We start from the raw sequence: 14,666 nt of genomic DNA on the forward strand, positions 1-14,666 counted from the left end.
TCCAGCCCATCAGGTCATGGACCAGGACACACTCGCCTGGATCGCCAGAAACCGGCCCGAAGCCTCAGCCGCGCCGCCCACCCTGCCACATCCGCCGCTCATGCTGGTACCGGACGCCACCTGGTTCGCGCAGCCCCAGCTCGTCGACTCCATCCACGGCATCCGCCACAACGCCCGCGTCTCCCTGCTCGCCGGTCTGCTCGCCCAGGAGTACGGGCTCGACCGCGATCACACCGCAGCCCTGTGTGCCGCCGCAGCGGTCCACGACTGCCGGCGGCGCGACGACAGCGACGATCCCGGACACGGCCAACGGGCAGCTCTCTGGTTCACCCGCAACCAGCACGCCGTGTCCACCATGCTCGGCCGAGAACTTCCGCCCGACCTCTCCCAGCAGGCAGCCAGCGCCATCGGCCTGCACGACGTCCCGTACGCGGACTTCACCCCAGAGCAGAACCTCGCGTACCAGCAAGCGCCCCACCTGATCGACCTGCTCAAGACGGCCGACTGCCTGGACCGCTACCGGCTGCCCCTCACCCGCTGGTGGCCCGACCCCTCACACCTGCGCATCGTCATCCCCGCCTGGCTCCACCCCGTCGCCTTCGACCTGGTCGTCCGAAGCGAACAGGCCCGGCTCGACGGCGCAACCAACCACGGAGCACTCATCCACGCCAGCCAGCTCCTCAACCCCCGGCAGTAGGAGGCCATCCATGCACCACGAGTGGGACGACGCCCACACCGACCACACCAGCAGCGCCACCCGACCCGGCCCGTCCGGACTCGCCGAGACCGAAGCCGACTGGCGCCGACACCTCGAGCACGAGACGCCCAACGGCTGGCTGCTGAGCGGCAACTCTATGACCCAGGCGCTGACCTCCGGGCGCCCCATCCACCTGATGCACATCACCGTCGCCCTGGACGCGATCCGCGCCAGCGGGCACCTCTACGCCTCCACCGGCTGCCTCGTCGCAGCTCTCTATTGCGCTCCCCTCACCCCCGAGCCCGCCGGCCTACGCCCGCACAACCTGGGCACCTACCTGCTCGAGACCAAGACGCACACCCGCACCCTGGTCTTCGAGATCACCCCCGACGCCCCCGTACCGCCCAAGGGCATCGACTACCTCCGGCTGGGAGCCATCCACCTGCGAACGTACCTCACCCACCGCAGCTTCCTCACCGAGCCAGAGGACGCCCAGCTCCGCCGGGCGGTGCTGGACCGGCTCCGCGCAGCGGCGCCCTTCCTCGACGCCCTCCTCGCCAACGCCACCGGGAAGCCGACACCGGAAGCCGAGTTCATCGACCAGCTCGCCGCCACCGTGCCGGCCTTCCCGTTCCTCGGCTACCTCTACTTCGAGGTGCTGTCCGAGTACCTGATGCTCAACTCCACGACCCTCGAGACCAAGGCGTACGCCCAGCTGGGAGAGATGAACAACCGCCTCTACAAGCGGCTGGCGTTCTCCGCGGTCCAGGGCATGGACCAGCTCTTCGACCTGTCCCGATTCAACCCGGGGCACGAGCACCTCCTCCAGCTCGTCGGACAGATCGAGGCCGGCCTGGCGTCCCAGGTGGCCCGCTTCACCAGGCGGCGCCTGTCGCACCTGTTCGCCAGCGTGGCGCTCGCGCCTGGCCAGGACGCTGCGTCCTTCACCTTCCGCGACGCGGACTTCGAAACCCTCGCCGTGACCGCACCGCACCTGCTCGGGCAACTCATCTTCCGCGAGATGCGGATGATCGACCGTTACCCGCAGCTCTACCTCGCCTTCGAGCAGACCAAGGCATTTGAGGCCTGGGACTACTGGAACACAGAGGGCATCCCGACGCCATTTAATGGAGCGATCCCGAAAGGAGAGATCGGGATCAACCCCGCCTTCCCACGGTCTACCTGCACGGTGTGGGAGGCGGAGACCTGCGAGCGGGGCCTGCTGCACCCAACCGAACAGCTCGACGTGGCCTTCGTCCCCCGCCTCACCGAGCTGTCCATGACCGCCATGCGAAGGGATGGGACAGGGAGGGCCGCAGGGCACCTTCAGCGGACCGCTTCGTACTGACGCCTGCGAGGGGTTGCTCCGCACGGCCGAGCTGGCGGCTGTCTCGATCATGGTCTGAATCTTCCTAGCGGCGTTAGTCGGTAGTGGCAGGTAGCGTTTAGCTCCCGGGTGGTTGGGCTCGGATGTCACGGTGCTGTGCGGGGTGCTGAATGGCGATGGCAGGCGGGGCCGCGGACAAGCTCCCTAACAGGTATGAGCACTGGTGGACAGCCCTCCAGATCGGCCAGCTGTTGCGGGGCGAGGCGTCGAGCATGCGATTGGAGCCGCCGGGCGATGCGGGGGAGGGCATCGAGTTCGAGATCCAGTTCCCGGATGGGCCGTGCTGTGACCAGGTCAAGGACAGCGGCACGCGCTGGACGCTGCTACGGCTGGCCCCGGTGCTGGAAAAGGTGGCGAGGCATCTTGCTGGGGGCAAGACCGTCCGCCTGATTCTGTCAACGGATGCTGGGGAACTGGAATCGCTCTGTGAACGAGCGGTCGCTGCCCAAACGTTCGCCGAGTTCGAAGAGATCCGAACGAAGGACCAGGCCACCGAGTTCGCAGCGGTGCGTTCGAACTGGCCAGAGGCGACGGAAGAGAACGCATGGCGGTACCTGCGGCAGATCAAGGTGTGGCACCAGCCAGGTGAGAGCCTGCGCCGCGAGGTGGCCTTGAGCTACTCGTTCCTTGTGCAGGACGACGCGGAGACCGTGGTCTCCCTCCTGCGGGCCTTCTGCGACGATCACCTCCACCAAGTGGTGACCGCACCTCAAATCTGGTCTTACCTAGCCGAGAAGAAGGTCAAGCGCCGCTACCTCATTGGCGACGAGACCACCGCGCTCGCGCTTTCCGACTCGGTCGGCCGCTTCACCCGGCATGCAGGCGAGAATCGTCCCGCGCTCGGGCTAGCGGTTCGGCCCTATACAGAGGAGCTGATGGAGCGGCTCCTGCAGCCGGACGGTCCTCAGATCGTGCTCTGCGAAGGCCGCGCCGGGATGGGAAAATCGACGGTTGTCAGCGATGTGGTGCAGCAGCTGCAAGAGCGCGGCTGGTACGCGGCTGCGGTCAGAATGAGCGCAGCCAGCCCTAACGTGCAGAGCGCTGCTGCCCTTGGCCGAGTAATGGAACTCTCCGACTCCCCGGCCGTCGTGCTGGCAAACGCCGCTGGTGGCCAGCCCTCGCTGCTGGTGATCGACCAGTTGGACGCAGTTAGCACCTACAGCGGTCGAATGTCCGAGGTGTACGGCGCCGTGGCCGACGTGATCGAGCAACTGCGATACGAGCCCTCAGTCAAAGTGGTGCTGGTTGCCCGCAAGGTCGATGTCGAGGAGGACTCCCGACTGCGGGCACTGGCCACCAGCGACCGTGTCGCGAGGCTGGTTTTGGACGATCTCACCGACGAATCGCTTCGGACAGCCTTGGCGGAGTACGGCACCGACCCCTCTGCCCTCAGCCCTGAGACGCTGCGCTTGCTGAAGGTCCCTCTACACCTGTCGGTTTTCAGCCGCCTCTCCGTCGACGCCCGCACAGGCACCTACCGCACCCTCCAGCAGCTGTACACGCAGTTCACGAAGGAACGCCGCAGTGCGGTGGAGCGCAAACTCACCCCCGAGGCATGGCACCGGATCACCACGGCCCTTGTTCAACATCTGAGCGACCACGAGACCCTGAGCGCACCCCGCCCGGTCCTCGACCGCTTCGACCAGGCCGATGTCCAGGTCCTCGAATCCGAGGGCATCCTCGCGATGGAGACCGGCGACCGCATCGGATTCTTCCACGAGTCGTATTTCGACTACCTCTTCGCCCGCGCTTTCACGGCCGGCACCACAACGCTCCACGACTTCCTCGCCGGTTCCGGACAGGCCCTATTCCGCCGCGCCCAGACCCGGCAGATCCTGGAATACACAGAGGCGATCGACCCCAGCCGTTTCCGCGCCGATGTCCGTGATCTACTCGAATCGCATGCTATCCGCCCGCACATCAACGACGTAGTCATCACCGTACTGCGCCAACTCAAGGCCACCTCCGCCGACTGGCAGCTGCTGGAGGATCTAGCCTGGAGCTCCTCGCCCCTGGCACCCAAGATCCGGTCCCTGCTGGGGCACCCCGTGTGGTTCGATGCCGCCGACCACGATGGTTTCTGGGAGCGCCTGCTGGCGGATCCTGCCACGGCGGCAGAGGCATTCAACTCTCTTGTCAGTGTTGTCAGCTATCGACCACAGCGGGTTTCCGCCTTAGTGCACCCCTATGCCGGTGTATCAGATGTCTGGCGTGAACGGCTGCAGCGCCTGGTCTTCTGGGCAATGAGCGCTGACATCGAGTCGCTCGTGACCGAACTCATCGACCGGGGGGAACTCGATGACCCCCACGGGCGTGAGGCGGGTGGCATCGCTCTTCTCAGCAACCTGCAATCCCTTACAAGCCGAGATCCGCAGAGCGCTACTCGCATTCTGGGCGCATACCTGCGCCGGACGGCAGTGCGCGCTGCTCAAGACGGGCACGAGGACCCGTTCAAGGCCGGCCTCCTCACCGACTACACGCCCTCTGCCCGCGATGCGATCACTCCATGCGCCGCCGGAGCACCCGCAGCGTTCGTCAGCGAGGTGCTCCCCTTCGTCCTCAAGATCGCCGCCGCTAAGGAAGCTCGCGGAAAAGACACTGGCCAGAGCCCCTGGGCTCACATGTATCTGGGCGCATACGACGTAGGATCCCTCCTCATCCGAGGCCTCGAACAGGCGCTCGGCGCACTTGCTGCAAGTCAACCCGGCATCGTTGATGACGCCCTGCGACAGCTCATGGCGATCAATGGGCCCGAGACCAACTACATCGTGGCCCGGGTGCACACAACCGTCGACCGGACGGATGAGGCCGTGAGATGGCTGCTTGCTGACGACGCCCTCCGGCAGGGAATCTGGGATGCCGTCCTGTGGGCCACCCGGGACATGATCAAATTCGTATCCCGCCGGTGCTCAAGCGCCACGTTCAATTGCCTTCTCACGGCGCTCCTGCAGCTCTACCCCTCCTGGGAACGCCGTCGCCCCGATCACCGAGGCTTTGGCTTGGGCTTGCTCGGGATTACCCAGTACCGGCTCCTGTCAGCGGTAGACCCGACCCGCCTCACGGATCTGGCGCGTCGGCGACTTGGAGAATGGGAGAGGAAGTTCGAGACCCCGGGTGTTCTGGCTCCCGCGCCAGCGTCGGAGGTGCGCGCTGTCGCACCGCCGATCAGCGATGAGGCTGGTGCGCGAATGAAGGACAGCCACTGGCTGAACGCCTTGGCCATCTACGCCAAGCCTGAGCACAACGAGCAATGGAGCACGCAAGGAGGGGCGTTCGAACTCTCGCAGACGCTGGGCCGCCGAGCAGAGCGCGAGCCTCAGCGCTTCGCTCGCATAGCCCTGACGCTCGACAGCGCCTCGCCCCTGATCTATTTCGCTGCCATCCTCCGCGCTGTCGCGCCGTCCCTGGACGCAGATCACTTCACCGACCTATGCGTGCACGTCTACCAATGCGTTGGTCCTTCCAGCATCCCGGACATCTGCCGCACCATTGACTCGAACCGCACCAACACCAACCAGGCCCTTGTTGAACTCCTCGACAGGTTCTCCCAAGACCAGACGGCCGCCCACGGCTACAGCGCGACTGACGACCTGGTCACTGCGGGAATCAACACCAGTCGAGGGCACGCCGTCTGGACGGCCGGAGCACTACTGTCACAGAGCGACCAGCACCTGTCAGCGCTCACCCAGATTGTGCAGCGCCTTTCCAGCGACCCGTCGCCTGCCGTACGGGCCTGCGCGGCATTGGCGGTGCACGTCCTCCACAAGCATGACCCCAACACGGCCCTGGACCTCGCTGACGAATTGCTGGCCGACCCCACTGCGAACCTCTACAGCGCTTACACTGTGCGCGACCTTCTGGTCTTGGCCCTGCAACAGGACGTGGCGCGCTTCAGCCACTACCTCTCCGAAGCCCTGCAGCTGCCAGCGGATGCCGGCAGCAACGCCGGCCAGATCTGGGCCATCCTTGCGATCTGGGAAGTCCTCACACCAGAACTCCCCCAGACTGTCCAAGAATTGAGCGAGCCCGCACGAAGCGGAGCCGCACAGATCTTTGCCCAGTACCCGGGGCGCTCTCTCCCATGGCTTCCCTGCCTCTTCGATGACGCCGACGCTACCGTCCGCGAAAGCGCGTCAAGAGCCACAGCCAACATCGACCAACTGAACGGAACCGCTCTAAACGACTTCGTCAAGGCATTCACCCACAGCACGGCCTTCCCGAAGAACAGCAAGAACCTCCTCATCACCCTCAACCGGCAGACCACTCGACTGCCCCAGAGCGCTCTCGAAGCATGTGAGCGAGCGGCGACACTAGACACTGACCGAGCGCTAGCCGGCCACTACGTCATCCCGCTCGTGCTGCGCCTGTACCGGCAAACCAGTCGAGGTGACCGCGAACGCTGCCTGGACATCATCGACCGCTTGGCACTCACCGCAGACCTCTCGACTGTGGACGCGGCTGGCCGGTAGGCCTCCGACCCGATCGAGCATGGTCTCAGTTTTGGTCTCATTCATTGCCGTCCGCGCGGGTTCAACCTCCGTTCCAACAAGCAGAGACCAGCAGGTCAGAACCTGTGCGGACCCCATCGAACACCCCCGCGCAGAATTGGAAAGCGTGTTGGGGGCAACCCCTCACGAGTTCGAATCTCGTATCCTCCGCCACGGCTGACCAGCCGAAACGAAGACCCCGATCGCGATGCGGTCGGGGTCTTCGCCGTTTCCTGGTCTCAGTAGTCCGCAGGCTTGCTCCCCGCACTCAGGATGCGGACTACGGGACGGGGGCGGGCTCCTCCGGCGCTCGGGTGTCGGTGGGTGTTTCGTCGGGGCCGACGGTGATGCTGCGGCGTTTGGAGATCCACACTGCGGTGATGACGACGGCCAGGGCCACCAGGGCGATAGTCAGCCGGAGGCCGAGGTTGGCGTGCGAGCCGAAGCCGAGTTCGACGATGGCTGGGGCGACCAGAAGGGAGACCAGGTTCATCACCTTCAGCAGCGGGTTGATGGCGGGTCCTGCGGTGTCTTTGAAGGGATCCCCTACGGTGTCACCGATGACGGTGGCGGCGTGGGCGGGGCTGCCCTTGCCTCCGTGGTGGCCGTCCTCGACCAGTTTCTTGGCGTTGTCCCAGGCGCCACCGGAGGTGGCCAGGAAGACGGCCATCAGGGTGCCGGTGCCGATGGCGCCGGCCAGGTAGGAGCCAAGCGAGCCGACGCCGAGGAGGAAGCCCACGGCGATCGGGGCCAGCACGGCGAGCAGACCCGGGGTGGCCAGTTCGCGCAGTGCATCGCGGGTGCAGATGTCCACCACCCGGCCGTACTCGGGCCGCTCGGTGCCGTCCATGATGCCGGGGCGGGTGCGGAACTGTCGACGGACCTCATAGACCACTGCACCGGCGGAGCGTGAGACGGCGTTGATGGCCAGGCCGGAGAAGAGGAAGACGACGGCAGCGCCGAGCAGCAGGCCGACCAGGTCGTTGGGCTGGTCGATGGCCAGGCTCAGGCTCGAGCCGTGGGCGGCCGGGCCGATCTGCGCCTCGGTGGTGTTGATGGCGTCGGTGTAGGAGCCGAACAGCGCGGTGGCGGCAAGCACTGCCGTGGCAATGGCGATGCCCTTGGTGATCGCCTTGGTGGTGTTGCCGACCGCGTCCAGCTCGGTAAGCACCTGCGCGCCGGCGCCGGTGACGTCGCCGGACATCTCGGCGATGCCCTGGGCGTTGTCGGAGACGGGGCCGAACGTGTCCATGGCCACAATCACGCCCACGGTGGTCAGCAGCCCGGTGCCGGCCAGCGCGACCGCGAACAGGGACAGGATCAGGGAGCCGCCGCCGAGGAGGTAGGCGCCGTAGACCGCGGCGCCGATGGCCACGGCGGAGTACACGGCCGCTTCCAGGCCGAGCGCGATACCGGAGAGCACCACGGTGGCCGGCCCGGTGAGTGAGGTCTTGGCCACGTCCCGCACCGGCCGGCGGGTGGTCTCGGTGAAGTAGCCGGTCAGTTGCTGGATGGCGGAGGCCAGCACGATCCCGATGGCCACCGCGGCCAGGGCGAAAAGTCGTGGGCTGCCCGCGTGCCGGGTGATCTCGGCCGGTACCCCGTGCAGACCGGAGAAGTGGGCCGGTAGGAACGCGAAAACCGCGCCGGCCACCAAGGCGAGCGAGACCAGCGCGGAGGCGAAGAACCCACGGTTGATGGCGGTCATACCGCTGCGGTCCCCGGGCCGTGGGGAGACCGCCACGATGCCCAGCACTGCGGTGAGCACCCCGATCCCGGGTACTACCAGCGGGAAGGCCAGCCCGAGGTCACCGAAGGCGGCCCTGCCCAGGATCAGCGCGGCGACCAGGGTCACCGCGTAGGACTCGAACAGGTCGGCCGCCATCCCCGCGCAGTCCCCCACGTTGTCGCCCACGTTGTCGGCGATCGTCGCCGCGTTGCGCGGATCGTCCTCCGGGATTCCCTGCTCCACCTTGCCCACCAGGTCCGCGCCGACGTCTGCGGCCTTGGTGAAGATCCCTCCGCCCACCCGCATGAACATCGCCAGCAACGCCGCACCGAAACCGAACCCCTCCAGCACCTTCGGCGCGTTCGTCTGGTAAATCAGCACCACCGCGGCCGCCCCCAGCAATCCCAGCCCCACGGTGAACATGCCCACCACCCCGCCGGTGCGGAAGCCGATCCGCATCGCGCGCTGCGAGACCGTACGCACCAGCGGTGCTGCCGTCGGCCCCTCCCGATCGCCTGCCGCAGGAACCGGCGGTGTTGCCGCCCGCGCCGCTGCCGCTACCCGCACATTGCTGCGTACGGCCAACTGCATCCCCACGTACCCGGTCGTCGCCGAGAACGCCGCCCCGACCAGGAAGAACACCGAACGCCCCACCCGCTGCCCCCAGTTGTCCGCCGGGAGCAGCAGCAGCACGAAAGGCACCACCCCGGCGAACACCCCCAGGGTGCGGAACTGGCGCGCCAGATACGCGTTCGCGCCCTCCTGGATCGCTGCGGCGATCCGCCGCATCGCCGGCGTGCCCTCGTCCGCGGCCAGCACCTGCCTCACAAACACCCAGGCCACCACCAGTGCACCGGCCGCGATCAGCGCGACCACCACCACCAGGGTTCGGCCCGACCCGGTCAGCACAGGTGCCACTGCGGCTGGAGCACCGAGCCGGCTCCGCCCAGGGACAAGCGCGGCGGTGTACTGCACAGCGGATGCGCCGGCGAGAACGAACCCAGCCATTCCGTCCTCCTCGACGTCGTGCTGGTGCGCCGGGCGCACTGAACCGCTCGGCTGCGCGGGCGAGTCGCGCGATCTGCGAATAGCCTGGCTTACTTCGACCGGATCGCTGCCGGAGAATCCCTCTTTGTCGACTCCTGCGGAGTGGCTCTGTCGAACGCGCCGCCCGGGGACAAAGCGGACGAAGCCCTGTTCAGACAGAGGCTAACCCGGGGCGTTGAAGGTCCGCAGAGCTAGAGAGTGCAACCGGGTGGCCGCGATGCGGCCTCGGCTGATCCGCCGGAGAATGAAGACCTGGAGTCGTCGCGGCACCGGACGCCCGGGATCGCGGAAGGAGGCCGACATGGACTTCGAGGTGATCGTCGAGATCCCCCAGGGCTCGCGCAACAAGTACGAGATGGACCATGCAGCCGGGCGGATCCGCCTGGACCGGATGCTGTTCACGGCCACCCGCTACCCAGCGGACTACGGGTTCATCGAAGACACCCTCGGTGGGGATGGCGACCCTCTCGACGCCCTCGTCCTCGTCGGCGAGCCCACCTTTCCGGGATGCGGCATCACATGTCGCGCCATCGGCATGTTCGTCATGACCGACGAGAAAGGGCCGGACGAGAAAGTGCTCTGCGTGCCCGCTCACGACCCGCGCTTCGCACGGCTGCAGGACATCGACGACATGCCTCCGTTCGACCTGCAGGAGATCACCCACTTCTTCGAGGTCTACAAGGACCTCGAACCCGGAAAGTCCGTCGAGGGCTCCCACTGGGAGAACAAGGCCGGCGCCTACGCCGAGATCGAAGCCTCTCGTTCCCGAGCCGCCGCCGCGTAGCGGGTGATCTCCGCCGGTGTCACGGGGAAGCTCTCTGGGTCCTCGGTTCAGCAACCCGGCGGGCTTGTGCACGGCCGGCCCCGAGCGGCGATCGCGCTCGGGCAGCAAGAGCGCCCAATCGCAGGTCGGGACGCCCGCACCCGCCCCTGAACAGCCGGACGAACAGTTGGAAAGCGCGTTGGGGGGCAACCCCTCACGAGTTCGAATCTCGTATCCTCCGCAGTGCCTGAGCAGGCAAGACGAAGGCCCGGACCGCTCACAGCGCTTCTTTCACGGCCTCTGCGGCGCCGGCCACTGTCAAGTGGCGGTGAGAACCAGTACGGCCTGGTCGTCGATGGTGGAATCAGCTGCGAAGGCGGCGACTGCGGCGGTGACGGTCTCGATGAGGGCGGTGGCGGTGGGGGACATGGTCCCAAGCGTGACGAGGGCCTCAGCCAAGCGGTCCTCACCGAAGAACTCGCCGTCCGCTGAGCGTGCCTCGGTGATGCCGTCGGTGACCAGGATCAGAGCGTCGCCCGGATACAGGTCGATACTGCAAGCAGAACCGTCGGGGTGGGGGCCGATACCCAGGAGTATGCCCGGTTGGGCGAGTTCTTCGACCGTGCCGTCGGCGCGGCGTACGAGTGGGGGTACGTGGCCGGCGCGAATCAGGTTCAGTGCGAGGTGGGATACGTTCTGCCGCAGTTCGGCGTAGACGAGTGAAACGAAGCGGTCCTCGTCGGCGGTGCTCTCCGCCAGAGCGTCGTTGATGGCGGCGACCACCGCCGCCGGGTCGTTCAGGAGACGGGCGGCGGCGCGTGCGGTGTGGCGGACCATGCCGGTGGTGGCGGCGGCCAGCGCACCGCGCCCGCACACGTCACCTATCATGAGCGCCCAGCAGTCGTCGGACAGCGGGAAGACATCGTAGAAGTCTCCACCGACGTCGAGTCCTTCGCCGGCGGGATGGTACGAGGCCGCCAGAGTGGTGCCGGGAATCCTGGGCAACTCGGGAGGCAGCAGGCCTGCCTGCAGGTCGCGGGCCAGTTGGACGCGGTCGGAAAACTGGTGGGCGTTGTCAGCACTGGATGCGGCCCGGCGGGCGAGCTCCTCGGCTAGGGCGACGATGTGGCTGTCCATCGGCCGGTCAGTAGCCAGCAGGGTCAGTACGCCGAAGGTGCCGCCGCGAGTGGCCAGCGGCGCGCACACGTAACCGGTGACGCCGAGCTGCGCAAAGGGACCGCCCGTACGGGCGCCGAAGTGGTCGGTCTCGGTGGTGCCGGAGGCCAGTACACGAGCAACCGCGTTGTCGACCTCGTCGCTCAGTTCGGGGGAGGCGAGGAGGCCTTCCTCGGCGCGGGTGGAGGCGGCCACGGCGATCCGCCGGGTCTGGCCACCCTCGACCACGTGGACGGCACACAGTGGCGCCAAGGTCGGCACGGTCAGCCGGGCCAGGCACTGCAGGCAGTCGAAATAGTGCAGCTCGCGCGTGATGGCGGTGCTGGCGTCCAACACGAAAGCCAAGTCCTCACGGGCCGCTTTCTCACGCTGCTGGGCGGCATGGCCTGCCTCCACCGCGCGGTGGCGTTCGATGGCCAGGGCGGCAATGCGGGTGAACGCGGCGCTGAGCGCCACGTCCTTGTCCTCGGGGGCCTTGGGAATGCGGTGGTATATCGCGAAGGTGCCCAGCAGCCGACCGTCCAGTCCTTCGATCGGGGTGGACCAGCATGCCGCGACCTCAGCCCGCTTTGCCAGGTCGCGATAGCCCTCCCACCGGGGATCGGTGGCGATGTCGGTGACGATCACTGGCGCGCGCAGGAAGGCGGCCGTGCCGCACGAGCCGACGCCGTCGCCGATGGCGATCCCGTCGATCGCCTCGTTGTAGAAGGCGGGCAGGGTCGGGCCGGTGCCGTGCCGCAGGTGTCGGCCGTCGGCATCGACAAGCAACACCGAGACGATCATTTCCGGGGACAGGTCCTCGATGGCCCTGGCCATGCCGCTCAGGATCTCGTCCAACGGGGCGTCGCGCGCGATCTGCTCCAGCAGGATGCGCTGCTCGGCGGCCAGGAGCTGGGCATGGTGGTACGCGGTGGTCTCCACCGCGATCACCACCACTCCGTCGACCTGGCCGACCAGGTCTCGGCGGGGCTCGTAGGTGAAGTCGAAGAACCCCTCCCGCTCCGCCCCCGGCTCACCGAGCACGAGCCGCCTGCCTTGGGCCCGGTACGCGGTGCCGGTGTGGTACACCGCATCGAGCCGGTCGAGGACGCCCTGCGAAGCCAGTTCCGGGATCAGTTCTCCGATCGGCACGCCGGTGCGCCTGCGGTCGCCTCCACAGGCCTCGAAGAACGCCGAATTCGCTGCCTCCAGCACATGCCTCGGGCCGCTCAGCGCAGCGAAAATCACCGGAGCCTGCCCGAACAGGTCCGCGTACTCCCTGCTCCGCCACTGCGGGGACCTGAGATGTGTCGCGGCAGGGCCAAGGTGATCAGGCTGTAGGGACATGACAGCTGCCCTCTCCTGCATTAGCCGACCGCGCCGTCGCGCCCTACCCCCACGATGACACACCGCTACGCGGATTCCAGGCCCCGGATTCGACCCGCCCTGAAGATGGGGATCCCTGCGGCTCCGACGGCGAGAAGATCCCGTCGGCTCCGCGAGTCCAGCCGGCCGGCCCGTTGGCGCAACCGTCCCCACACTGCCCCTGCCGACCCGCCTCGCCAAGGCACTGGACGCATCACTGAACATCGGCCTGGACGGCGACACCTCCACCGTCGCCTTCGGACCACACGTGGCCTGACCCCATCCCGGCCTCGGTTTCGGTCTCGGTTTTGGGCTCATTCATCAACGTTCAGCGGCGTCCACAGGCCCCTCCACCGACCTCTCCGCCGCAGGTCAGGACAGTTCCGGACCCACCCGTACACCCGCGTGCAGAATTGGAAAGCGTGTTGGGGGCAACCCCTCACGAGTTCGAATCTCGTATCCTCCGCCTTGATCGAAGGCCCCGACCGCTCAGCGGTCGGGGCCTTCGTCATTCCCGCGATTTCACCGGCACGAGCCGCCGGGGCGGCTCAGCGCGGAGTGTCCTCACCAGGGAGTCGGTGGCGGAGGGCGTCCTGGGAGTCGACGTACTTGAGCATGAGGCGGGCGAACTCCAGGCGCTCCCGCTCGGTCCAGTCGGCGGTGATGTACTCGAAGGCCGAGCGCTGGTGGCGGCCGAAGCGGGCCATCAGCTCACGGCCGTCGGGGCTCAGTCGGAGGACGGTGCGGCGGCCGTCCTGCTGGGAGGCCGCACGGATCAGATAGCCGGCCGAGATGCAGTCGGAGACCATGCGGCTGGCCACCGACGGGTCCACGCCCAGGTGCCGCGCGACCGCGCCGACGGTGATCTCGCCGGCACCGGGCTGCCCGGCCAGCCCGTTCTCCGGGACGTTCTGCTCGGCCTCCAGGACGATCCTGAGCACCAGCGTGCGACTGAGGTCCTTCTGGGAGATCGGGTCCTCGACCTCCAGGAGCGAGGAGCGTCGCAGCTTCCCGAAGGCCGGGCCCACGGCGTCCAGCAGCTCGTCCGCCGTCTTCGGCTCGCGCTTCGTCATGACCCCATCGTACAGACATGGATGACTCCACGAAGGCATGTGTTGACTCACAAACGTGTGCATGAAAGCATGCATATGTCGTTAAGCAGCGAATGGAGCCTCCCATGACCACCCTCATCACCGGCGCCCGCGGCAAGGTCGGCCAGGCCGTCATCGGCCGCCTGCACTCCGCCGGTCTCACCGTCCGCGCCGCCAGCGCCAACCCCGCCGAACTGACCGTCCCGACGGGCGTCGAGACCGTCGAGCTCGCCCTCGACCGGCCCGAGACCTTCGATGCCGCGCTCCGCGGCGTCCGCCAGGTCTTCCTCTACCCCCAGCCCGCCGGCGTCCACGAGCTGGCCAAGGCCGCCGAGGCCGCCGGCGTCGAGCACGTCGTCCTACTGTCCTCGTCCTCCGTCCTCGGCCCGGACGCCGAGAACGACCCGCTCGCCAGCCACAGCCTCCAGGTCGAGCGCGCCCTCGCCGCCTCCAAGCTCACCTGCACGTTCCTGCGCCCGGACGCCTTCGCCAGCAACTCCCTCGGCTGGGCCTACTTCATCGGCCGGTCGATGCCGATCCAGCTCGCCTACCCGGACGCGCACATCGCGCCCATCCACCCCGAGGACATCGCCGACATCGCCGTTGAGGCCCTGACCGGCACCTCCCTCACCGGCCACTCGGTCACCCTGACCGGCCCCGAGTCGCTCACCTTCCGCGAGCAGCTCGCCGTCCTCGCCGACACCCTCGGCCGTGAGATCCCGGTCGAGCGGATCACCCGCGCCGAGGCCGAGCAGCAGATGGGCGACTACATGCCCGCGCCGATGGTCTCCTCGCTGCTCGACCTGTGGGAGGCCGCCGACCACGGTCCGGCGGCCATCGCCGACACCACCGAAACCCTCCTCGGCCGCCCCGCCCGCACGTACCGGCAGTGGGCCCACGAGAACGCCCCCGCCTTCACCCAGCACTGATCCGGACGGGCCCACA

The 14,666-nt window shown here is 67.5% G+C and carries 8 protein-coding genes; 5 read left to right on the forward strand and 3 right to left on the reverse strand.

Annotated elements, in window-relative coordinates; translation table 11 throughout:
* Nucleotides 1-16 precede the first annotated feature (16 nt).
* From ACIO5E_RS06825 to ACIO5E_RS06835, 3 genes are all read left to right on the forward strand, one after another.
* On the forward strand, nt 17-697 hold the full coding sequence (locus ACIO5E_RS06825; protein ID WP_400664568.1) for a hypothetical protein: 681 nt from the start codon (nt 17-19) through the stop codon (nt 695-697).
* A gap of 10 nt (nt 698-707) precedes the next feature.
* Nucleotides 708-2,045 (forward strand): hypothetical protein, encoded by a 1,338-nt coding sequence (locus tag ACIO5E_RS06830; RefSeq protein WP_400664570.1) that lies wholly within the window; start codon nt 708-710, stop codon nt 2,043-2,045.
* Nucleotides 2,046-2,194: 149 nt separating this feature from the next.
* Nucleotides 2,195-6,553 (forward strand): hypothetical protein, encoded by a 4,359-nt coding sequence (locus tag ACIO5E_RS06835; protein WP_400664572.1) that lies wholly within the window; start codon nt 2,195-2,197, stop codon nt 6,551-6,553.
* A 298-nt stretch (nt 6,554-6,851) separates the two neighbouring features.
* On the opposite strand, the gene ACIO5E_RS06840 is transcribed toward ACIO5E_RS06835, so the two are convergent.
* A complete protein-coding gene (locus ACIO5E_RS06840; RefSeq protein WP_400664574.1) occupies nt 6,852-9,308 on the reverse strand; it encodes a sodium-translocating pyrophosphatase in 2,457 nt (818 codons plus the stop codon).
* A gap of 340 nt (nt 9,309-9,648) precedes the next feature.
* On the opposite strand from ACIO5E_RS06840, the gene ACIO5E_RS06845 reads away from it, so the two are divergent.
* Complete coding sequence (locus tag ACIO5E_RS06845) at nt 9,649-10,131, forward strand: inorganic diphosphatase (RefSeq protein ID WP_218205006.1); 483 nt, start codon at nt 9,649-9,651, stop codon at nt 10,129-10,131.
* A 297-nt stretch (nt 10,132-10,428) separates the two neighbouring features.
* On the opposite strand, the gene ACIO5E_RS06850 is transcribed toward ACIO5E_RS06845, so the two are convergent.
* Together ACIO5E_RS06850 and ACIO5E_RS06855 are read right to left on the reverse strand one after the other, a co-directional pair.
* A complete protein-coding gene (locus ACIO5E_RS06850; protein ID WP_400664576.1) occupies nt 10,429-12,513 on the reverse strand; it encodes a SpoIIE family protein phosphatase in 2,085 nt (694 codons plus the stop codon).
* A 665-nt stretch (nt 12,514-13,178) separates the two neighbouring features.
* The gene (locus ACIO5E_RS06855; protein ID WP_400664578.1) at nt 13,179-13,703 is read right to left on the reverse strand and encodes a MarR family winged helix-turn-helix transcriptional regulator; all 525 of its coding nucleotides are present in this window, start codon (nt 13,701-13,703) and stop codon (nt 13,179-13,181) included.
* A 104-nt stretch (nt 13,704-13,807) separates the two neighbouring features.
* On the opposite strand from ACIO5E_RS06855, the gene ACIO5E_RS06860 reads away from it, so the two are divergent.
* Nucleotides 13,808-14,650, forward strand: coding sequence for an NAD(P)H-binding protein (locus tag ACIO5E_RS06860; RefSeq protein ID WP_400664580.1), 843 nt, complete (start codon nt 13,808-13,810; stop codon nt 14,648-14,650).
* Nucleotides 14,651-14,666 lie beyond the last annotated feature (16 nt).

Origin of the sequence: Kitasatospora sp. NPDC087314 (assembly GCF_044744365.1) — a bacterium.
Taxonomy (GTDB): domain Bacteria; phylum Actinomycetota; class Actinomycetes; order Streptomycetales; family Streptomycetaceae; genus Kitasatospora.

What these genes read in the sequence shown, in the direction of transcription:
- ACIO5E_RS06825 (WP_400664568.1), top strand. Translation starts at nt 17, where the DNA reads ATGGACCAGGACACACTCGCCTGGATCGCCAGAAACCGGCCCGAAGCC.
- ACIO5E_RS06830 (WP_400664570.1), top strand. Translation starts at nt 708, where the DNA reads ATGCACCACGAGTGGGACGACGCCCACACCGACCACACCAGCAGCGCC.
- ACIO5E_RS06835 (WP_400664572.1), top strand. Translation starts at nt 2,195, where the DNA reads ATGGCGATGGCAGGCGGGGCCGCGGACAAGCTCCCTAACAGGTATGAG.
- ACIO5E_RS06840 (WP_400664574.1), bottom strand. Translation starts at nt 9,308, where the DNA reads ATGGCTGGGTTCGTTCTCGCCGGCGCATCCGCTGTGCAGTACACCGCC.
- ACIO5E_RS06845 (WP_218205006.1), top strand. Translation starts at nt 9,649, where the DNA reads ATGGACTTCGAGGTGATCGTCGAGATCCCCCAGGGCTCGCGCAACAAG.
- ACIO5E_RS06855 (WP_400664578.1), bottom strand. Translation starts at nt 13,703, where the DNA reads ATGACGAAGCGCGAGCCGAAGACGGCGGACGAGCTGCTGGACGCCGTG.
- ACIO5E_RS06860 (WP_400664580.1), top strand. Translation starts at nt 13,808, where the DNA reads ATGACCACCCTCATCACCGGCGCCCGCGGCAAGGTCGGCCAGGCCGTC.